We start from the raw sequence: 20,977 nt of genomic DNA on the forward strand, positions 1-20,977 counted from the left end.
TACGAAGGGAAGACGTGCCCGTGCAGACACAACGAAGTGCCAGCGGACAGGCTGCCGTCAAGGCAATGGCAGGCGCGGCAATGGCAGGCCAGGCCGCGCCCCCGTTCCCGGACGCGGACCTGATGTACATCGTGGACCTGCTGCCGGCGGACGAACGGGAGCGCTACCAGGAGATCCGGGAGTTCCTTCAGACCCGGATCCGGGCCGCGTCGATCGACTACTGGAACCGCGAGGAGTTCCCGTTCGGCCTGCTTTCCGAGCTGGGCAAGCACGGCCTGGGCGGGCTGCAGACGGACGGTACCTCCAAGCTGTTCAAGGGCCTGATGTACGTGGAGGTGGCCCGCGCCGACGTTTCGCTCTCCGCGCTCGTGGGGATCCACAACGAACTGATCGTCGGCATGATCGACGAGCTCGGCTCCGAGGAACAAAAGGCCCGCTGGCTCCCCGGGCTCACCGCCTTCACCCAGCTCGGCGCCTTCGCCCTGACCGAACCGGACCACGGCTCGGACATCGCCGGGGGCCTGTCCACCACGGCGCGGCTGGAGGACGGCGAATGGGTCATCAACGGGGCCAAGCGCTGGATCGGGGCCGGCACCATCGCCGACTTCGCCCTGGTCTGGGCCCGCGACGTCGCGGACCAGCAGATCAAGGGCTTCATCGTGGAGACGGACCGGCCCGGCTACACCGCCACCAAGATCGCGAACAAGATCGGGCTGCGGATCATGCAGAACGCGGACATTGTGCTCGACGAAGTCCGGATCCCGGAATCCAACCTGCTGCCCGGCGCCACCGACTTCTCCCGGGCCAACGAACTGCTGCGCGACTCCCGCGCCTGGGTGGGCTGGCAGGGCGCCGGCATCCAGCTGGCCGCGTTCGACGTCGCACGCGCCTATGCCCTCGAGCGCAAGCAGTTCGGCAAGGAACTCGCCCGCTTCCAGCTGGTCCAGCAGCAGCTCGCCGAGATCCTGGGCAATGCCAGCGTCTCCCTGGCGCTGATGGCCCAGCTGGCGCGGATCCAGCAGGAGGGCAAGCTGGAGATGGTGCAGGCCGCCATGGCCAAGTCCACCACCACCCGGCTGGCCCGCGCCTCCGTCGCGATGGGGCGCTCGCTGATGGGCGGCAACGGCATCAGCAGCGACTTCGAGATGGGCAAGCTCTTCGGCGACGCCGAGATCCTCTACACCTACGAGGGCAGCTATGAGATCAACTCGCTGATCGTCGCCCGGGCCGTGACCGGGAAGTCCGCCTTCGTCTAGGCGGCCTCAGCCGCATAGGTCAGCCAGTCAGGTCAGCCGGCAGCGCCGTAGCGCTCGCTGCGGTTCCGGCCGGCGTGCTTGGCCGCGTAAAGCGCCCGGTCCGCGCAGGCCAGCAGGCTGTGGCTGCCGGCGTCGCGCAGTTCGCAGACCCCGGCGGAGACCGTGATCGGGCCGACCTCGCCGAACGGCTCCGCCTCGATGGCCGCCCGGGCCCGTTCCGCCGCCAGCAGCGCCTCCGCGCCGTCCGTGCCGGGCAACAGCCAGACAAATTCCTCCCCGCCGAAGCGGGCCACGATTTCGTCCTGGCGGGCGACGCCGCGGAGCCGGGCCGCGACGTCCGCCAGCACCTCGTCGCCCATCAGGTGGCCGAAGGTGTCATTGACCTTCTTGAAGTGGTCGATGTCCAGGACGACGGCGCTGAGGCTGGTGCCGCGCGATGCCGCCAGCTCAATCTCGTGGGCGAGATGCTGCTCCAGCGCGCGCCGGTTGGGCAGCCCGCTCAGCTGGTCGGTGGTGGCCTGCAGTTCCAGGCTGGTGCGTGCCTCGGCGTTGCCGATGGCGATCTCCACCAGTTCGGCGAATTGGGCCAGACGGTCCAGCATCGCCTCGGTGACCCCCGTGCTGGACTTCGAGGTCAGGCTCACCACGCCCCACAAGCTGCCGTGGACCCGGATGGGGGCGCCCGCGGCAGACTGGAAGCCGCCGGCCCGCATCTGCTCGGCAGCGGGGCCGCCCTCCGGGCCGTAGACCACGAGGGCGGGCTTGCCGGTGGCTGCGACGCGGACGGTGGCCGAGGTGTCCGTAAGCGAAAAAACGTGCCTGCGGCTCAGGGTGGCCGGCAGCGCCGGCGCCATCGCCTCGATTTCCGCTGACAAGGCGCCGGTGAAGCGGACGACGGCGGCCGAATCAACGTTGAAGAGGTCCCGCAGGATGAATGCCACCCGCTCCGAAATGTCAGCCGGAGCGGCGTTGCGGGCGACGGCGGTGGCGATCTCATGCAGCGCGGCCCACGTCTGTTCCTGCTGGAGGCGGTCGGTGACATCCACGGCCACCACCATGCCCGCGGTCGCGTCGTCGTCGGAGTAGACGGGCCCGGCCTTCAGCCGGTAGGTCCGGTGCCCGATTCGCCGGCGCCAGGAGACCTCCCGGCCGGCCAGGGCGGCGCGGTAGCGGGGCTCCAGCTCGTTGGCCAGGGTGCCGTCGAGCACCTCGTGGATGCTCTTGCCTTCCAGTTCGGCGGACCGGTAGCCGAAGGACTCCAGCTCCTGGCCTTCCGCGATCAGGTAGCGCAGGTCCGAATCGAAGAGCAGCACAAAGACGCCGGGGACGCTGCGCGCCAAGGCCCGGTAGCGGTCGGTGTCGCGCTGCTGGCGGCGTTCGGCGAGCACGCGCCCGGTGATGTCCGTGACCATAACGAAGAACCCGGAAACCCCGCCCTCGCGTAGGTCCGGCATGTACGAGACCTCGGCGAAACGCGTCGCCCCGGCGGCGTCCGTGAGCGTCCGCTTGAAGAACTGCGGCTCGCCGTCGAGCACTTTGGCGATGTAGGACTGGTTGGCGTCCAGCACGGCGTCGCTGAGCAGGTCCCGGATGTGCATCCCGTGCAGTTCCTCGGAGGTGACGCCGAACCACTGGAGGTAGGCGTCGTTGGCCAGCCGGTTGCGCAACCCGGAGTCCTAGTAGGCCACCATCGCCGGGATGCCGTTGAGCACGGCCCGCATCTGGGCCGGAACTTCCGGCAGCGGCGGCCGTTGTGCGTTCTCCTGGGCGAGAGCGCTGTGAATATTCATTGCCCCAGTATCTATGGCTCCGGCGTCCGGGAGGAAACCGGGCCCGCCGCCCGCGCCGCCGCTTCGATGCGGGCCCGGTGCGCGGCCCAGTCCCCGGCGCTGCGCGCCGTCAGGTTGGGGTCCCCGGGGCCCTTCCCGGCCGTCCCGTCGAGGAGTTCGCGCAGGATGTCGGCATGGCCCAGGTGCTGCGCCGTTTCCACGCACATGTGGACGAGGATCTGCTGCAGGGTGACGTCCCGGCGCTCCTGCGGCCACCACGGAACCTGGCCCGCGGCTTCCAGAGGCAGGGCATCGATGGTGGCATCGCTGTGGGCGGCGGCCGCGTGGTGCAGTTCCACAATCTGGTCCCGGGTCTCGTCCGGGGTGACCCACAGGTCGGTGTCCGGTTCGGCGCCGTCGTCCAGCCAGGGCAGCGGCAGGCCGTGGGGCCGGCCGAAGACTTCGCCGAAGTAGCCGATCTCGACGCTGGCGACGTGTTTGACCAGGCCCAGCAGGTTGGTTCCGGTGGGCGTCAGCGGCCGGCGGACGTCGTAGTCACCCAGCCCGTCCAGCTTGGCCAGCAGTTCGGCGCGGCGCAGGCGCAGGTAGCGGTGCAGGATTTCCTTCTCGTCCATGCCCGGAATCCTACCGCGCCGCCGGCCGGCGCCGGCGGTGCGGGCCTCCTATCGGAACGCGGACGTGCCCGTGATGCGCTGGCCCAGGATGAGGGTATGGACCTCGTCTGTGCCCTCATAAGTCCGCACAGATTCGAGGTTGTTGGCGTGACGCAGCGGCGAGTAGTCCAAGGTGATGCCGTTGCCGCCAAGGATGGTGCGGGCTTCCCGGCAGATGGCGATGGCTTCGCGGACGTTGTTCAGCTTGCCGACGGAGATCTGGACGGGCTCCAGCGTCCCCGCGTCTTTCAGGCGTCCGGTGTGCAGTGCCAGGAGCGTGCCCTTTTGGATCTCCAGCAGCATGTTGACCAGTTTCTCCTGGGTGAGCTGGTAGCCGGCCAGCGGTTTGCCGAACTGTAGTCGCTCTTTGGAGTACGCGAGGGCGGCCTCGTAGGAGTCCCGGGCGGCGCCCATGGCGCCCCAGATGATCCCGTAGCGGGCCTCGTTGAGGCAGGAGAACGGGCCTCGGAGCCCCTGCGCGCCGGGGAGTAACGCAGTGCCGGGAAGCCGGACATCGTGAAGGGCGATGTCGCACTGGATCGAGGCCCGCATGGACAGCTTGGACCCAATCGGCGTCGCGGTGAAACCGGGAGTCTCTGTCGGCACGATGAACCCGCGGATACCTTGGCTGGTGTTGGCCCAGATAACCGCAATGTGGGCCACGGAAGCCAGTCCGATCCAACGCTTGGCGCCGTTAATGATCCAGCCGCCGTTGCCGTCGGGCTCCGCGAAAGTCGCCATGCTGGACGGGTCGGAGCCGGCGGTGGGTTCGGTCAGTCCGAAGCAGCCGATCTTTTCGCCCCGTGCCATGGCCGGGAGGTGCTCGTTTTTCTGCTCCTCGGACCCCCACTTGTGAATGGCGCTCATGGCCAGGGATCCCTGAACGCTGACGAAGGTCCGGAGCCCGGAGTCGCCGGCTTCCAGTTCCATGGCGGCGAGACCGTATTCGACGGCGCTGCGGCCGGGGCAGCCGTAGCCCTCCAGGTGCATCCCGAGCACACCGAGCTTGCCCAGTTCGGCCACCAGCTCCAGCGGGAAATGCGCCTGCTCGTACCAGGCGCTGATGTTGGGCCGGATGCGCTCCGTCACGAAGGCGCGGACCCTGGCGCGCAGTTCAAGTTCCTCCGGCGTCAGCAAGCTGTCCAGGTTGAGGACGTCGTCGTTCACGAGGGTGGCTTCGGCTATGGTCACGGGTTTAACTCCAGGCAAGTAGGTGGCGGAAATCTCCATTGATTCCGGCAGTGGCCGGCAAGTACTGACCACTGTGCCAGCCGGATTGCGACGGTTCCAATACCGAATGGTGCCCGGGCTGATACCCGCGGCGCATCAATCCGCTGGCGGGCCCGGCGACGGGAGGACGGATTCGGAGAGCTGCAAGACCTGGCGGAGCGCAGGGCTCATATTGTCCTTGCGCCAAACCAGGCGCAGCTGGATAACGTCGGCCGGATCATCCAGCGGCAGGAAAACTACTCCCGGGTGGCTGAAGTTCTCCGGCACCGACGACACCGTCAACGCGACCCCGATGTCTGCGGCAACCAGTGCCATCAGAGTCTGGGAATCGGGAGCCGCCTGCACGATGTCCGGGGCATAGCCGGCACTGTTGGACAGCCGGCGAAGATAGTCATGCAGGATGGCGCCGGGATGCTCGGGGAGGGTAACAAAAGGCTCGCCGGCGAGGTCGGCCATCAGTAGTGACGTCCGCCGGCTCAGGCGATGGCCCTCGTGCAGCGCCACCACGAGCCGCTCATTCGCGACAGTCCGGGATTCCAAGGCCTCCGGAATAAAATTCCACCGGCCCAGGCCAACTTCCATGGCGCCCCTCATGACCCGGTCCATGGCTGGCAGAGCAAAGTTCGAACTGGACAGCTGGAACTCGATCCCCGGGTGGGCTTCCCTTACCCGTTTGGCGAGCTTTCCGACCATAACGTGGGACGAGACCCCGGCGAAAGCCACCCGCACCCTTCCGGTCTCGCCCTTGCCGACGGAGGCCACCGCGAGGGCCGATCGGCGGCAGGCCGCCAGGATGTCGCGCGCCGGGGCCAGGAGTGCCTCGCCCTCGGCGGTCAGCCTGACCGACCGGGTATTCCGGACAAAGAGCGGCGCCTTGAGCTCGTGCTCCAGGCGTTGGATGGCCCGGCTCAGCGGCGGCTGCGCCATGTGGAGCTTTTCCGCCGCCCGGCCGAAATGCAACTCATCGGCGACCGCGAGGAAAGCCCGGATCTGTTGAATTTCCATCCCGATTCAGACCCGGTCCAGATAAACGTCGTTGTTCATCTGCCCAAGATACCGAACAAACCGGCGCCGGCAGTGATGAGCCTGGGGTATCAATTCGGCACAAATGCGTATTGGACGCGGATCAATCGGCTTGCCAAGGTAGGTGATGCAGACCACATATCGGAGGAACCACATGAATCAACCGAACGCTGAATCGGCCGCGGGATCGGGCCGCGGCCCGATCCCGGATGCCGCCAGCCCGGCTCCCGGACCGCTCGGCCGCCCAGGCTCGGGTCCGCTGGCCGGCGTCGTGATCGCAGATTTCAGCCGGGTACTTGCCGGCCCCTATGCCACCATGCTGCTGGCCGATATGGGAGCCACGGTGATCAAGGTTGAGGGGCCCGAGGGGGACGACACCCGCAGCTACATGCCGCCGGTCCGCGACGGCGAGGCCACATTCTTCCTCGCGGTGAACCGGAACAAGCACTCGATCGCCCTGGATCTGAAGGACCCGGAGGACCTGGAGGTGGCGCGTTCGCTGATCCGTTCTGCGGACGTCATGATCGAAAATTTCAAGCCGGGCAACATGGAACGCCTGGGGCTGGACTACACCGCCGCCGCTGAGCTGAAGCCGGACATCGTCTACGCCTCCATCACCGGGTTCGGCACCGGCCCCGGCGCGCACATCCCGGGGTATGACCTGCTTGTGCAGGCCGCTTCCGGGATGATGAGCCTGACCGGAGACCAGGATACGCAGCCGTACCGGGCCGGCATCGCCCTGTTTGACGTCATCACCGGCCTGCACGCGGCCATCGGCATTCTGGGGGCCTTGCACCACAAGGACCTGACCGGCGAGGGCCAGCTGGTGGAGCTGAACCTGCTGACCTCGGCTTTGTCCGGCATGGTCAACCAGTCCGCGGCCTACGTGACCGGCGGTGTGGTGCCGACCCGGATGGGCAACGAACATCCCAGCATGTACCCCTACGCGCCGATGCAGACCGGGGACGGCATGATCATCATCGCGACAGGCAACGATGCCCAGTTTGTCCGGCTCTGCGCCGCCCTGGCCATCCCCGACGTCGCCGCGGACCTGAAGTTCGCCACCACCCTGCAGCGCAATGCGCACCGGGATGAACTCCGGGAGATCCTTCACACCGTGTTGGCAACGCAGTCCGCTGCGGAGTGGTTCGCGCACCTCTCCGGCGCCGGCCTGCCGTGCGCCCCCATCCAAGACGTGCGCGGCGGAGTCGAGTTCGCCGAACGCTTGGGCCTGCAGCCGGTGGTCCTGGCCGGCACCGGGACGCGGAGGATCCCCACGGTCCGGCACCCCGTGGAGTACTCGCGCACCCCCGTCGACTACCCACTCGCGCCGCCGGAGCTCAACGAAAGCTCCAAGCTGGTCCGCGACTGGCTGCTCCAGCAGAAAACCCTGGCCCATGCCTGAACCGTACCGGGCACGGATCTCCCCGCGCTGGTCGGACCAGGACCTCAACGGCCACGTGAACCACGCCGCCGTCGTGACGCTGCTCGAGGAGGCCCGGATCCAGTGGCGTGCGACGACGCCGGGAACCCGGACTGCCACCGCGGCGCCGACCGTGGTGGCGGCCCTCGAGCTGAACTACCGCCGCCCCGTGATCCACGGCCAGGAGCTAACGGTCGAGTTGACGGTCAGCAGGATCGGCACCAGCTCCTACACCCTCGAATGCGCAGCCACCCAAAGCGGCGAAGTCGCCGTCCACGGCCGGACCGTCCTGGTGGCGGTCTCGCCGGAGACCGGCGCGGCGAGGCCGCTGGCAGCGGCGGAGCGAAGCTGGCTCGCCGAGTTCCAGCCCAGCCCTTGCCGCACCGACCCATCCGGCCCGCAGATTTCCCATCCCACCTCCTGGAGTTGACCCCATGACCACCGAACCCGCCGAAAACGGCACCGACTTCTACCTGATGGACGATTTCCTCACCGCCGAAGACCGCGCCCTGCGGCTCAAGGTCCGCAATTTCGTCGACAAAGACCTGCTGCCGGTCATCAACGGTTATTGGGAGCGGGCGGAGTTCCCGTTTGAACTCATTCCCAAGCTCGCAGCCCTCGGCATCGTGGGCTCCACCATTAAGGGGTACGGCTGCCCTGGGTTGAGCCGGCTGGCTGCCGGGATCGTCGCGGCCGAGGTCTCCCGCGGCGACGGCTCGGTCAACACCTTCCTCGGCGTCCAGTCCGGCCTTGCCATGGGCACTATCAACATGCTGGGCAGCGATGAGCAAAAGGAACGCTGGCTCCCGTCGATGGCGACCTTGGAGAAGATCGGCGCCTTCGCCCTGACGGAGCCGGACCACGGCTCCGACTCGGTGGCGCTGGAGACCAGTGCCCGGCGGGAGGGCGACAGCTACATCCTCAATGGCCGGAAACGGTGGATCGGCAACGCCAGCATGGCCGACGTCGTCATCATTTTCGCCCGCGACGAGGAAGACGGCAAGGTCAAAGCCTTTGTCATGGAACGCAGCGCGGACGGCGACTATCCGGCCGGCTATCACACCGAGGTCATCACCGGAAAAATCGGCAAGCGCGCGATCCTTCAGCCGGACATCACCCTAAACAACCTCCGCGTGCCGGCGGACAACCGGCTCACCGGCTGCCAGTCCTTTAAGGACGTCACCCGCGTCCTGACCGCCACGCGCAGCGGTGCTTCCTGGGAATCCCTGGGCCATGCGATGGCCGCGTACGAGGCGGCAGTGGACTACGCGAAGACCCGGCAGCAATTCGGCAAAGCGATCGGCAGCTTCCAGTTGGTGCAGAACAAACTTGCCAACATGCTCGCCGAGCTTACGGCCATGCAGCTGATCTGCTTCCGGCTCGCAGTCCTGGCCGAAGACGGGCGTATGAGCGGACCCATGGCTTCGCTGGCCAAGATGCACACGGCGCAGAAGGCCCGCTGGATCTGCTCCGAAGCCCGGGACATGCTCGGCGGCAACGGCGTCCTGCTACAGAACCACGTGGCCAGGCACATGACGGACATGGAAGTGGTGTCCACCTACGAGGGCACCGACTCCATCCAGTCCCTGCTCATCGGCCGGGAGATCACCGGCATCTCAGCCTTCAGCTAGATCCGGCTCCCAAAACGACCAAAGGAAACAATATGACCAACTTCATCGACAAAGTCGCCGTCGTGACCGGCGCGGCGCAAGGAATCGGTGCCGCCACGGCACTGAAGCTGGCGGCCGGCGGCGCCACCGTCGTCGTCCTGGACCTCAACGAAGCCGGTGCCAAGGACACAGCGCAACAGATCTCCGCCGATCCGCAGGTGCTCGCTTCCGGCGGCCGGGCCGTCGCGGCCGCTTGCGACGTCACGGACGAAGCCACCGTGGACCGCGTCTTCGCTGACCTCCACCGGGAGTTTGGCAGGCTCGACATCCTCGTCAACAACGCCGGAATTACCCGGGACAACCTCTTCTTCAAAATGGAGCGCCCGGACTGGGACTCGGTTCTCACCACCAACTTGACCAGCGCCTACCTCTGTTCCCGAGCCGCGCAGCGGTACATGGTCCCGGCACGGTCCGGACGAATCGTCTCGCTCAGCAGCCGGAGCGCCCTCGGCAACCGCGGCCAGGCGAACTACGCCGCTGCGAAAGCCGGCATCCAGGGCCTGACGGCCACCCTCGCCATCGAGCTCGGCCCGTTCAACGTCACCGTCAACGCGGTGGCACCAGGTTACATCGCCACCTCCATGACGGCGGCGACAGCCGAGCGGGTCGGCAGCAGCCCGGCCGAGCACCAGGCGGCGGTCGCCGCCCGGACACCGCTGGGCCGGGTTGGCCAGCCGGAAGAAGTGGCCGCCGCCGTGGTGTTCTTCGCCAGCGATGACGCCTCCTACATCTCGGGCCAGACGCTCTACATCAACGGCGGGGCGCGCTAATGCCGGAGGCGTTCCTTGTTGGCGGGGTCCGCACTCCCGTGGGCCGCTACGGCGGCGCTCTCGCCACCGTCCGGCCCGACGACCTGGCCGCCCTCGTACTGCGGGCCGCCGTGGACCGGGCGGGCGCCGATCCCGGCGGGATCGACGAGGTCATCCTCGGCTGCGTGAACCAGGCGGGGGAAGACAACCGCAATGTTGCACGGATGGCGGTGCTGTTGGCCGGATTGCCCGGTGCCGTCCCCGCGGTCACGGTCAACCGGCTCTGCGCCTCCGGCCTGACTGCCATCAGCATGGCGGCGCAGTCCGTCCGCAACGGGGACGCCGACGTTGTGGTGGCCGGCGGCGTCGAGTCCATGACCCGCGCACCCTGGGTGATGGCGAAGCCGGAACAGCCGTTTGCGAAGCCGGGGGAACTGGCGGACACCTCGATCGGCGCACGGTTCGTTAACCCGCGGATGCAGGCCGGCGCCCGGTTCTCGATGCCGGCGACGGCTGAGGAAGTGGCCGGACGCGAGGGTATCTCCCGGGCCGACGCGGACAGCTTCGCGTTGCGCTCACATGAGCGGGCGCTGGCGGCGATCGACGCCGGCCGGTTCCGGGATGAGATCGTTCCCGTTCCCGTGGCTGGCCGCCGTGGCGAAATTTCGTGGGTCGACGCCGACGAGGGACCGCGCCGCGGCTCCACCCCGGAGGCGCTCGCGGCCCTGCGGCCGATCGTACGGCAGGACGGCACCGTCACCGCCGGCAATTCCAGTTCCCTGAATGACGGCGCCTCCGCCGTTGTAGTGGCCAGCGGCGAGGCCGTTGCCCGCTACGGGCTTACGCCGCGGGCCCGGATCGTCACCAGCCAAGCGGCCGGGGTTTCCCCGGAGGTCATGGGCATTGGCCCGGTGCCGGCAACGCGCAAGGCTTTGGCGAAGGCCGGCTGGGGCCTGGACGGCGTGGGCGCCGTCGAACTCAACGAAGCTTTCGCCGCACAGTCGCTCGCTTGCATGCGCCTGCTGGGGCTTGATCCGGGCACTGTCAACAACGACGGCGGTGCGATCGCCCTGGGGCATCCGCTGGGATCCTCCGGTTCACGGATCGTCGTGACGTTGCTGGGCCGGATGGAACGCGAAAACGCCGCCCGCGGCCTGGCCACGATGTGCGTAGGCCTGGGCCAAGGCGTCGCGATGCTACTGGAGAGGGTCTGATGATGAGGCTGTTTGAAAATATCGCCGAGCTGGAGGGCGTCACAGGACAGGAGCTCGGCGTGAGCGGCTGGCACCGGCTGGAGCAATCGCAGATCCAGGCCTTCGCCGACGCCACCCTCGACCAGCAGTGGATCCACACCGACCCGGAGCGGGCCGCCCACGGTCCCTTTGGCGCGACCGTGGCCCACGGCTACCTGAGCCTCTCGATGCTGCCGTACCTGGCCGGACAGGTCTACCGGGTCCAAGGCGCGGAATCGGTCATCAATTACGGCCTGGACAAGGTCAGGTTCCCGGCCCCGGCCAGGGCCGGTTCCCGGATCCGGGACCGGTTGACGCTGACCTCCGTGACCGGGACGGCTAACGGCCGGCAGCTGAAGGTCCTGCACCGGATCGAGCTGGAAGGCTCCGAAAAGCCGGCCTGCATCGCCGAGACTGTGTCCCTCCTCAGGGTTTGAGGCGACTGCAGGGTCCGTCCTGCACCACTGCACGAAACTGCACCAACACCATCCGAACAATGAAGTTGCGGCTGAGCCGGCCTGCCGGCTCCTCACTAGAAAGATAATCCGTGGTTACTGAAAACATGAACGTGAAATACGCAGAGTCAGAGGCAGCGCGTTTTGCTGCCGACCCGGGGGTGTCGCCGGCCGAGCTGCGCCGGACCTCGATCTCCTCCTGGCTCGGCTCGGCGCTGGAATACATGGACTTCACGCTCTACACGCTGGCAGCCGCCTTGGTATTCGGGCCGCTGTTCTTCCCGAACACCGACCCGGCGATGGCCCTGCTGGCCAGCTTCGCCGCCTACGGTTCCGGGTTCCTCGTCAGGCCCCTCGGAGGCATCTACTTCGGATACCTGGGAGACAAGTACGGCCGCAAATCCGTCCTGGTCATCACGGTGGGAATGATGGGGCTCGCCACCCTCGGGATGGGCCTGCTGCCCACGTATGCCCAAATCGGGGTCGCCGCCCCGGTCCTGCTGGTCCTGCTTCGCCTCATCCAGGGTTTCGGCGCCGGTGCCGAACTTTCAGGCGCCTCGCTCCTGCTCGTGGAGTCGGCGCCCAGCGCCCGCCGCGGCTTCTACGGCGCAGTGGTGGCCCTGGGGACTGCAACCGGGGTGTTGCTGGCCAGCGCCCTGTGGCTGCTGATGTCGCAACTGCCGAAAGAGCAGTTCCTGAGCTGGGGCTGGCGTATCCCGTTCCTGCTCAGCGTCGCCACCACGCTCGTAGCGTTGTACCTGCGGCGCACCGTCCACGAATCGCCCGTCTTCGAGGTCGTCAAGCAGCGCCGGGAGGCGGCCCGCGCCGGAGCGAAGCAGCAAAGTGTGTGGCGCGACGCTGCGGATGCCCGGAAGCCGTTCCTGGTGTCCTTGGGCATCAAACTGGGCGAGAACGGCTCGGTCTATCTGGTCAAAGGCTTCCTCATCGGGTGGACCGTGTCCGTCGTGAAGATGGACGCCAACCTTGTCACCACCGGCGTGACGCTGGGCTCCATCCTGGGGATACTCACCGTCCTGCTGACCGGCAAGCTCACCGATAAGTACGGCCGCAGAATCGTGTGGCTGTGGCTCTCGGCCTTCCAGTTCGCCTTCACCATTCCCGCGATGTTGCTGATCGAAACCCGGAACCCGGTCCTGGTGGCTCTGGTGTTCGTCATCTACATTGGCGGCCCGATCCCCAACATGTACGGAGTGGAATCCACGTGGCTGGTGGAAATGTTCGGTTCCAAGCGCCGGTTCTCCTTCATGACCACGGTCAAGGAGGTCGGCGCCGTCCTCTCCGGCGGCCTTGGCCCCATCCTGGCCGCCGCGGTGGTCGCCGCAACCGGGCCGGGTTGGCTCCCGGTGGCAGCGATCCTGATGAGCTACGCAGCCATCGGCTGGGTCTCCGGTTTCTTCGCCCCCGAAACCCGGGGCCGGGACCTGAACGCCGAGGCGGACGCCTGCTGACGGCCGGACTTAACTACGGCTGGAACCGGTAGCCGATCCCGGCCTCGGTGAGCAGGTGCCGCGGTGTGGCCGTGTCCGGTTCCAGCTTGCGGCGCAGCTGGGCCATGTACACACGGAGGTAGTTGGTTTCCTTCGCGTAGGCCGGGCCCCAGACCTCGGAGAGCAGCTGCTGCTGCGTGATGAGTTTCTCGGGGTTCCGCACCAGCACCTCGAGCATTTTCCACTCAGTCGGGGTGAGCCGGACGTCCTCGCCGTCGCGGGTGACCCGGTGCTTGCCGAGGTCCACGGTGAAGGCATCGGTGGCGACGACCGGTTCGTGATCCGGATCGGCGCGCCGGCGCAGGAGCGCCCGCAGCCGGGCCAGCAGTTCGTCCAGCCCGAACGGCTTCGTGATGTAGTCGTCGGCGCCGGCGTCGAGCGCCTGGACCTTGTCCTCGGAGCCGTGGCGGGCTGAGAGCACCAGCACCGGAACCTGGCTCCAGCCGCGGAGTTTTGCCAGGACCGCGGTGCCGTCCATGTCCGGCAGGCCCAGGTCCAGGATGACCAGCGCCGGAGGCGTGCGGGCCGTCGCGAGGAGGGCGGACTGCCCGTCCTCCGCCACGGTGACCTCGTAGCCGTGGGCCCGCAGCGTGATGCGCAGGGCCCTGAGCAGATGCGGGTCGTCGTCGACCACGAGGACGGCTGTCATCCTGCGCCCGCCCCATATCCGGGGAGCGGCAGGCTGCGCCGCCTACGGGCCACGGCCGACTGCGGTTGCACAGGTGCTTGCCGGTGGTCTGCGTCGAACGGCGCGCCGGTGGAGAGCGGAAGCCGGATGACCATGGTTAGGCCGCCGCCTGGCGTCGCCTCGGCGGTCAGGGTTCCGCCCATGGCGTCCGTGAAGCCCTTCGCTACGGCCAGGCCAAGGCCGATGCCCGTTGTCTGCGGCGCGTCGTCGAGGCGCTGGAACGGCCGGAACATTTCCACCACTCTTTCCGCCGGAATTCCCCGGCCGTGATCAATGATGCGCAATTCTCCGGCAGGACGACCCTCAAGGGCGACCGGACTCAGGCCGCCTCCCGCCCCCACCAGGACGATGTCCGAATCCGGGGCGTACTTCACTGCGTTTTCGACAATGTTCGCTATGACACGCTCCAACATGCCGGCGTCGGCATCGACCTCGGGCATGTTGGCGGGAAGCTCGACGCGGACGCGCCCCTTCGGCACCGCACGCAGTGCATCCGGAATCACCTCGAACCAGCGCACCGGCCTGAGCAGGGGGGTGGCGGCGTCTGCGCTGATCCGGGACATATCCAGGAGGTTGCCGACGAGGGCATCCAAACGATCCGAGCACTCCTCGATGGTTGCCAGTAGCTCCTTCTGCTCGTCCGGCGTGTACCGGGCGCCGTCATGGCGCAGGCCGCCAACGGCGAGTTTGATCCCAGCCAAGGGCGTGCGGAGATCGTGGGAAACAGCGCGGAGAAGGGACGTGCGGATCGTGTTGCTTTCGGCGAGTCGGAGCATCTGCCGGCGGCTCGCCACGAGTTGCTGGCGCTCAAGCTGGGCAGCGAGATGGACACCGAAGGCTCCCAACAGGCGCCGATCGCTTGCCGGCAGGATCCGGCCGAAGAGCACCAGGCGTGTGGACGCGTCGATCTCCTCGATGTTCTCGCCGTTGACGCCCCCGTGGTCGGCGTCGGCTTTGGTGACGTCCCCCGCAGTGCCGGTCAGGCGCCACCGCCGATCGTCTGCGCCAGCCGGGCCGGAGTCGTCCTGAGAATCATCGAGGCTGAAGACGGCGGCCCCCCGGACCTGAAAGACACCCAGCGCCTGCTCCAGGAGGGCGCGGAGCATGTCGTCCGAACCTGCTGCACTGCGGGCCAGGTCGCTGAGGGTGGCTGCTTCCGCTCGGGCGCGCGCAGCCTCCTTGGACCGCCGGGCTGACACGTCCACGACGACGGCGACGGCTGCCGAAACGCCAACGAACACCAGCAGTGCGAGGAGATTCTGTGGGTCGCTGATGGTGAGATTGCCAACCGGCGGAGTGGAGAAGTAGTTCACCAGGAGGCTGCTCCAGAGCGCGGCGAGAATCGCAGGCCAGAGGCCACCCACGAGGGCTACGGCAATCGACCCGCTGAGCTGCACCAGCATCACGGTGGCCACGTTCCGCCCCGGGTTGAGGAACAGCAGCAGGAGCTGCAGGACGGCCGGGAGCGCGACGGCGAGGACGAATCCGACCGTCATCCGGACACGGCCCAGATCGCGTTGCCGGGGTGGCCGGGAGCCACGCCCCCCGAGCGGATGCGAGACCATGTGGACGTCGATATCGCCGGAATCCCGAACCACCCGCGTGCCGACGCCTCCGCCAAGAAGGTTTTCCAGCAGGGCCGACACCTTCTTACGCCGGGAAATTCCAACGACGATTTGGGTGGCGTTGACGCTGCGGGCGAAGTCCAGCAAGGCTCCGGCAGGATCCTCGCCGGTCACGATGTGGTAGCTGCCGCCGAGGTCCTGGATCAAATGGCGTTGGGCTTCGAGCGCCTGCGGGGATTCACTGGCCACCCCGTCGGCCACGCGGACATGCACCGCCAGCAGATCACCACCGTTGACGCGGGTGAGGATCCTGGCACCGCGGCGAATCAGGACGTCTCCCTCAGGACCGCCTGTCAGCCCCACCACGATCCTTTCCCTGGCCGGCCAACTCTCCTCGATGCCCTGCTCCGCCCGGTACTTGGCCAGGCCCTCATCTACGCGGTCGGCCAGCCACAGGAGGGCCAGTTCCCGCAGCGCAGTGAGGTTACCCAAGCGGAAGTAATTTGAGAGTGCCGCATCGATTTTTTCGGGAGCGTAGATCTTGCCGTCGCCCAAGCGCTGCCGCAGCAGCTCGGGTGAAATGTCCACGAGATGGATTTGGTCGGCCCTGCGGACAACGTCGTCGGGCACGGTCTCTGCCTGGCGGACATCGGTGATCGCGCTGACAACGTCGCCTAGCGACGCGAGATGCTGGATGTTGACGGTGGATAGGACATCGATTCCCGCTTCCAGCAGCTCGTCGACGTCCTGCCAGCGTTTGGGGTTGCGGCTGCCGGGCACATTGGAGTGGGCGTACTCGTCGACGATTGCCGTTTCGGGTGCGCGGGCCAGGACTGCGTCAAGGTCCATTTCCTCAAATTCAGTACCCCGGTAGGGCAGCCGCCTGGGGGGAACGATTTCGAGTCCCTCCAACAGCGCGCGGGTCTCGCTGCGGCCGTGGTCCATGGCAAACGCGACGACGACGTCGGCCCCGCGCTTGCCGAGCCGGTGCGCCTCTTCGAGCATCTCGTAGGTTTTGCCGACCCCAGGCGCTGCCCCAAGGAAGATTCGCAGCGTTCCACGTGCCATGCCGTCATTCTCTCACTTGGGTTGTGCCGACTGGGACGCCGGGGAGGCGGCGGAAACTGCCAGGTTCAGGGCCGTCACGTTGACCGATGGCTGACCAAGGAATGCGACTATCCCGGTGGTGGTGTGCTGCTCCACGAGTGATGCCACAACGTCAGGACTGAGGCCGTGTGCCGCCGCCACCCGTCGCACCTGCAGCCTGGCGTATTCGGGGGAGATGTCGGGGTCCAGTCCGGACGCGCTGGCTGTGATGGCGTCGGCAGGAACAGCGGATTCGCTGATGCCTTCCGCGGCGGCGACGGCGGCCCGATTCGCCTTGACCGCAGTCAGGAGTTTGGGATCGTTGGGGCCGAGGTTGCTGGCCGAGGAAGTCGCCGGATCCCACGTCACGGCCGACGGCCGGGCATGGAACCAGCGAGGATCCTGAACGCCCTTGTCGTCGGCGGCGGCCTGGACGATCAGGGCGGACGCGGCGGGGGCGCCTGTCGCGTCTTTGATGACGGAGCCGTTGGACTGGTAGGGGGCCAGGACCTGTCCGACGCAGAAGACGGCCACGGGGTAGGCCACCCCCAGGACCAGCGTGGCAAGGATGAGGAAGCGCAGCCCGGTTCCTGCCTGGCGGAGATAGCCGGTGAATGTGTTCATGAGGGCGTGTTCCTAGCCGATTCCTGGGAAAAGGGACATGATCAGGTCGATGATCTTGATGCCGATGAAGGGGGCGATTAGCCCTCCGAGCCCGTAAATCAACAGGTTTCGCCCCAGTGCACGGTTCGCGGACACAGCACGGTATTTCACTCCACGAAGGGCGAGCGGAACTAGGGCGACGATGATGAGGGCGTTGAAGATCACGGCCGACAGGATGGCCGAGGACGGGGTTGAGAGCCCCATGATGTTGAGCAGCCCCAGCCCCGGGAACGCCGCCGTGAACAGCGCCGGGACGATGGCGAAGTATTTGGCGACGTCGTTCGCTACCGAGAAGGTGGTCAGGGCGCCGCGCGTGATGAGCAGCTGCTTGCCGATGCCAACGATGTTGATCAGTTTGGTGGGGTCGGAATCGAGATCCACCATGTTGGCGGCGTCCTTCGCCGCCGGGGTGCCCGAGTTCATCGCGACGCCGACGTCTGCCGCTGCCAGGGCCGGCGCGTCGTTGGTGCCGTCTCCGGTCATGGCCACGAGACGGCCTGCGGCCTGTTCCTTCTTGATGACCTCGAGTTTGTCCTCCGGCGTGGCCTCAGCCAGGAAATCATCGACGCCGGCCTCGCCGGCGATGGCCTTGGCGGTAATGGGGTTGTCGCCGGTGATCATCACCGTGCGGATGCCCATTTGCCGCAGTTCCGCGAACCGGGCGTGCATGCCGGGTTTGACTACGTCCGCGAGGTGGATCGTTCCCAGGACATCCGCCCGCCCGTCCCTGTCCACCTGGGCGACGAGCAATGGAGTGCCGCCCTGGGCCGAGATTTCGTTGACCCGGTCGTCGACTTCCACCGGCGTGTGCCCGCCGTATTCGGCAACGAAGGCGGCCACGGTGGAGGCGGCACCCTTCCGGATTTGCCGGCCGTCCAGGTCAAGGCCGCTCATCCGCGTCGTGGCGCTGAAGGGGACCACTGCAAAACTCCTGCTGGTGCGTTCGAGGTCCGCCAGATCGGACCCGGTTACGCCATTTTCCCCGGCAAGGTCCACAATGGAACGTCCTTCGGGGGTTTCATCGGCCAAGCTACAGACCCGGGCGGCTTCGATCAGGAGGGTCTGTTCCACGTGGTTGGCGGGAAAGAAGTTGACGGCGCGGCGGTTGCCGTAGGTGATCGTCCCGGTCTTGTCCAGCAGGAGGGTGGTGATGTCCCCCGCGGTTTCCACTGCGCGGCCGGAGGTGGCGAGCACGTTGTGCTGGACCAGCCTGTCCATCCCGGCGATGCCGATGGCCGGGACGAGCGCCCCTATGGTGGTGGGGATCAAGCAAACCAGCAGGGCCACCAACACGATCGGGGACGGGGTGGCACCGGCCAGGGACGCGAACGGGGCCAGCGACATGGTGACGGCCAAGAACACGATGGTTAGGGAGACCAAGAGCACGTGGAGCGCGATTTCATTAGGGGTCTTCTGCCGTACGGCACCCTCGACGAGTTTGATCATCCGGTCGATGAATGTCTGCCCCGGCTCGGCGGTGATGCGCACGACGATCCGGTCCGAAAGAACCCTCGTGCCGCCGGTGACGGAGGAGCGGTCGCCGCCGGACTCGCGGATGACGGGGGCTGATTCGCCGGTGATGGTCGATTCGTCGACGCTGGCCAAGCCTTCAATGATTTCACCGTCCGAGGGGATGACGTCCCCGGCTTCGCAGATTACGACGTCGCCTCGCCGCAGCTCTGTACCCGGGACATCCGTAGCGGTGCCGTCGGGCTGCCGCAGCCGTGCCTGGACGCCTTTGCGGCTTGCTCGGAGGCTATCTGCCTGGGCTTTGCCGCGGCCCTCGGCGATGGACTCGGACAGGGTTCCGAAGAGCACGGTGAGCCACAGCCAGGCCGTGACCGCGATGCCGAACACCGACGGCCGATAGAGGGAGATCGCCGTACACAGGACGGCTCCGACCTGCACGGTGAACATGACCGGGGAGTGGACCATCTGCCGCGGGGAGAGTTTCCGGACCGCCAGTGGAAGTGCGGCCATGACACTGGCCGGCGTGATTTTCGCTGGGGCTTTGGTGTGGTGTTTATGTTCGCCGGGGGTGCCAAGGGGGTTGCCGTCAGCGTATGTTTGGGCGGCGATGTCCGAGGCTGATGCTGTGCTGGACCGGGTCATTTGAGGAGTCCTTCTGCGAGGGGCCCCAAGGCGAGGGCCGGGAAGTAGCTCAGGGCGGTCAGGATCACTGTCACGCCGAGCAACAGGCTGCCGAACAGTGGACCGTGGGTGGGGACCGTGCCGGCGGAGGCGGGAATCTTGCCCTGGCGGGCAAGGGAGCCGGAGAGAGCGAGGACCAGAACGATCGGGAGGAACCGGCCCAGCAGCATCGCCAGGCCCATCATGACTGAGAGGAAGGGGCCGGAGCTGGTGATGCCGCCGAAGGCGGAGCCGTTGTTGTTGGCCCCGGAGGTGAAGGCATACAGCACTTCGCTGAACTGGTGAGGCCCGGTGGCCGGGGCGTTGGCCATGGCATCCGGCAGCAGGACGGTGATCCCAGCCAAGGCCAGGACCAGAGCCGGGGTGACGAGGATGTACAGGGCGGCGAGTTTCATTTCTGTGGGCCCGATCGCCTTGCCCAGGTACTCGGGGGTGCGCCCCACCATGAGCCCGGCGATGAAGACGGAAATGATGGACAGGATCAGCAGCCCGTAGAGTCCGGAACCCGTGCCGCCGGGGGCGACCTCGCCGAGCATCATATTCACCATGGCCATTCCGCCTGCGAGCGGTGGCAGGGAATCGTGAGCGACGTTAACTGCTCCGGTCGAGGTCAGGGTGGTGGCCGTGGCGAAAATTGCGCTTGGCGCCGGGCCGAAGCGCTGTTCAAAACCTTCGCCGAGGCCGCCGGCGGCCGCCGTCGCTGCGCCCTGGGCCGAGGATAGGCCCCAGCCCATCAGGACAGTGGAGGCCAGCCACAGGGTGCCCATGACGGCGGCGACCGTGTGGCCCTGCCTCTGGTCCCCGACCATCCGGCCGAAGGCGTAAGGCAGAGCCGAGGGAATGAGCAGGATCAGGAACACCTCGAAGAGGCTGATGAAGGCGTTGGGGTTCTCGAAAGGGTGGGCGGAGTTGGCGTTGAAGTAGCCGCCGCCATTGGTGCCCAGGATCTTGATGGCTTCCTGGGACGCGACCGGCCCCCCGGGAATGGTCTGGTGGATCCCGGCCGCCAGATTTACGACGTCGGTGGGCCAGAAGTTCTGCACCACGCCGCCCAGGACCATGACCACGGCCGCGACGAACGCGAGCGGAAGCAGGACGCGGAACGTGGCCCGGGTCAGGTCCACCCAGAAATTGCCAAGCCGCTGCGTTCTTGTGCGGGCGATGCCGCGGATGAGGGCGACGACGACGACGATCCCGACGGCCGCGGAGAGGAAGTTCTGAACCGCAAGCAGGGTCATCTGCACCAAGATGCCCACCGTAGTCTCCGGTACGTAGGCCTGCCAATTTGTGTTGGTCACGAATGAAATCGCCGTGTTCATGGCCACCCACGGGTCGACGCCGGGCAGGGACCCGCTGCCCGGCAGGACGCCCTGCAACCGCTGCAGGCCGAACACAGCCAAGATCGAGACGGCGGAGAACACCAGGATGCTGCGCAGGTATACCGTCCAAGCCTGGTCGGTGGCGGCGTCAACCCCGGCGAGCCGGTAGAACAGACGTTCGGGCCGGCTGGAGGCCGTGCGCTCGAAGACCCGGGCCAGGTAGATGCCGAAGGGCTTGTGGACGGCGGCCAGGACAATGAGAAGTGCTGCTACTTGGACGACGAAGGATACGGTGTTGAAGGTCATGATCCGCTCACCACTTTTCCGGATGGATCAGGACTGCGAGCAGGTAACCGAAAAGGGCAAGTCCGGCGATCAACAGGACGAGCCACATGGTCGCGTCGGCGCTCATTGCCCGCCCTCCGGCCGGTCCTCGGCGGCGCCGACCATCCCGGCCAGCAGGTGGCCGATCCACATTAGGAATCCCATGGACACCATGAGAATTCCGATCACAGC

General features: G+C 67.1%; 18 protein-coding genes. 8 read left to right on the forward strand and 10 right to left on the reverse strand.

The window, feature by feature from the left end; all coding sequences use genetic code 11:
• Positions 1-80 precede the first annotated feature (80 nt).
• The gene (locus ABLI39_RS09980) at positions 81-1,256 is read left to right on the forward strand and encodes an acyl-CoA dehydrogenase family protein (protein WP_349413261.1); all 1,176 of its coding nucleotides are present in this window, start codon (positions 81-83) and stop codon (positions 1,254-1,256) included.
• 32 nt (positions 1,257-1,288) lie between these two features.
• Here ABLI39_RS09980 and ABLI39_RS09985 read toward each other — a convergent pair whose 3' ends face one another.
• From ABLI39_RS09985 to ABLI39_RS10000, 4 genes are all read right to left on the reverse strand, one after another.
• Positions 1,289-2,923, reverse strand: a complete 1,635-nt coding sequence (locus ABLI39_RS09985; RefSeq protein WP_349413262.1) for a sensor domain-containing diguanylate cyclase — start codon at positions 2,921-2,923, stop codon at positions 1,289-1,291.
• A gap of 134 nt (positions 2,924-3,057) precedes the next feature.
• Complete coding sequence (locus ABLI39_RS09990; protein ID WP_349413263.1) at positions 3,058-3,660, reverse strand: DinB family protein; 603 nt, start codon at positions 3,658-3,660, stop codon at positions 3,058-3,060.
• A 48-nt stretch (positions 3,661-3,708) separates the two neighbouring features.
• Entirely contained in the window at positions 3,709-4,890 is a 1,182-nt protein-coding gene (locus ABLI39_RS09995; RefSeq protein WP_349413264.1) for an acyl-CoA dehydrogenase family protein, read from the reverse strand.
• 135 nt (positions 4,891-5,025) lie between these two features.
• Positions 5,026-5,934: a LysR substrate-binding domain-containing protein gene (locus tag ABLI39_RS10000; RefSeq protein WP_349413265.1), complete on the reverse strand. Its 909-nt coding sequence runs from the start codon at positions 5,932-5,934 to the stop codon at positions 5,026-5,028.
• A gap of 172 nt (positions 5,935-6,106) precedes the next feature.
• Between ABLI39_RS10000 and ABLI39_RS10005 the strand changes: the two genes are divergently transcribed.
• From ABLI39_RS10005 to ABLI39_RS10035, 7 genes are all read left to right on the forward strand, one after another.
• Positions 6,107-7,357, forward strand: coding sequence for a CaiB/BaiF CoA transferase family protein (locus tag ABLI39_RS10005; RefSeq protein WP_349413266.1), 1,251 nt, complete (start codon positions 6,107-6,109; stop codon positions 7,355-7,357).
• Positions 7,350-7,805 carry an acyl-CoA thioesterase gene (locus ABLI39_RS10010; RefSeq protein ID WP_349413267.1) on the forward strand — a complete coding sequence of 152 codons (456 nt, stop codon included), beginning with the start codon at positions 7,350-7,352 and terminating at the stop codon, positions 7,803-7,805. Before ABLI39_RS10005 ends, ABLI39_RS10010 begins: the two co-directional genes overlap by 8 nt.
• A 4-nt stretch (positions 7,806-7,809) precedes the next feature.
• On the forward strand, positions 7,810-9,006 hold the full coding sequence (locus ABLI39_RS10015) for an acyl-CoA dehydrogenase family protein (protein WP_349413268.1): 1,197 nt from the start codon (positions 7,810-7,812) through the stop codon (positions 9,004-9,006).
• A 32-nt stretch (positions 9,007-9,038) separates the two neighbouring features.
• Positions 9,039-9,815 (forward strand): 3-oxoacyl-ACP reductase FabG, encoded by a 777-nt coding sequence (fabG, locus tag ABLI39_RS10020; protein WP_349413269.1) that lies wholly within the window; start codon positions 9,039-9,041, stop codon positions 9,813-9,815.
• The gene (locus tag ABLI39_RS10025; RefSeq protein WP_349413270.1) at positions 9,815-11,008 is read left to right on the forward strand and encodes a thiolase family protein; all 1,194 of its coding nucleotides are present in this window, start codon (positions 9,815-9,817) and stop codon (positions 11,006-11,008) included. The genes fabG and ABLI39_RS10025 overlap by 1 nt, the downstream gene beginning before the upstream one ends.
• Before the next feature lie 2 nt (positions 11,009-11,010).
• Positions 11,011-11,463 carry a MaoC family dehydratase gene (locus tag ABLI39_RS10030; protein ID WP_349413271.1) on the forward strand — a complete coding sequence of 151 codons (453 nt, stop codon included), beginning with the start codon at positions 11,011-11,013 and terminating at the stop codon, positions 11,461-11,463.
• A gap of 110 nt (positions 11,464-11,573) precedes the next feature.
• Positions 11,574-12,950 (forward strand): MFS transporter, encoded by a 1,377-nt coding sequence (locus ABLI39_RS10035; protein ID WP_349413272.1) that lies wholly within the window; start codon positions 11,574-11,576, stop codon positions 12,948-12,950.
• Positions 12,951-12,963: 13 nt separating this feature from the next.
• On the opposite strand, the gene ABLI39_RS10040 is transcribed toward ABLI39_RS10035, so the two are convergent.
• From ABLI39_RS10040 to ABLI39_RS10065, 6 genes are read right to left on the reverse strand one after another with little or no spacing between them, the layout of a single operon-like run.
• Complete coding sequence (locus ABLI39_RS10040) at positions 12,964-13,638, reverse strand: response regulator (protein ID WP_349413273.1); 675 nt, start codon at positions 13,636-13,638, stop codon at positions 12,964-12,966.
• Positions 13,635-16,310 (reverse strand): DUF4118 domain-containing protein, encoded by a 2,676-nt coding sequence (locus ABLI39_RS10045; protein WP_349413274.1) that lies wholly within the window; start codon positions 16,308-16,310, stop codon positions 13,635-13,637. Before ABLI39_RS10045 ends, ABLI39_RS10040 begins: the two co-directional genes overlap by 4 nt.
• Positions 16,311-16,322: 12 nt before the next feature.
• Complete coding sequence (kdpC, locus tag ABLI39_RS10050; protein ID WP_349413275.1) at positions 16,323-16,952, reverse strand: K(+)-transporting ATPase subunit C; 630 nt, start codon at positions 16,950-16,952, stop codon at positions 16,323-16,325.
• A 12-nt stretch (positions 16,953-16,964) separates the two neighbouring features.
• On the reverse strand, positions 16,965-19,103 hold the full coding sequence (gene kdpB, locus ABLI39_RS10055; protein WP_349413276.1) for a potassium-transporting ATPase subunit KdpB: 2,139 nt from the start codon (positions 19,101-19,103) through the stop codon (positions 16,965-16,967).
• Complete coding sequence (gene kdpA, locus ABLI39_RS10060) at positions 19,100-20,767, reverse strand: potassium-transporting ATPase subunit KdpA (protein WP_349413277.1); 1,668 nt, start codon at positions 20,765-20,767, stop codon at positions 19,100-19,102. Before kdpA ends, kdpB begins: the two co-directional genes overlap by 4 nt.
• A 7-nt stretch (positions 20,768-20,774) precedes the next feature.
• On the reverse strand, positions 20,775-20,873 hold the full coding sequence (locus ABLI39_RS10065; RefSeq protein ID WP_349413278.1) for a potassium-transporting ATPase subunit F: 99 nt from the start codon (positions 20,871-20,873) through the stop codon (positions 20,775-20,777).
• Positions 20,874-20,977 lie beyond the last annotated feature (104 nt).

The organism is Pseudarthrobacter sp. B907 (assembly GCF_040137805.1).
In the GTDB taxonomy this organism is placed as follows: Bacteria; Actinomycetota; Actinomycetes; order Actinomycetales; family Micrococcaceae; genus Arthrobacter.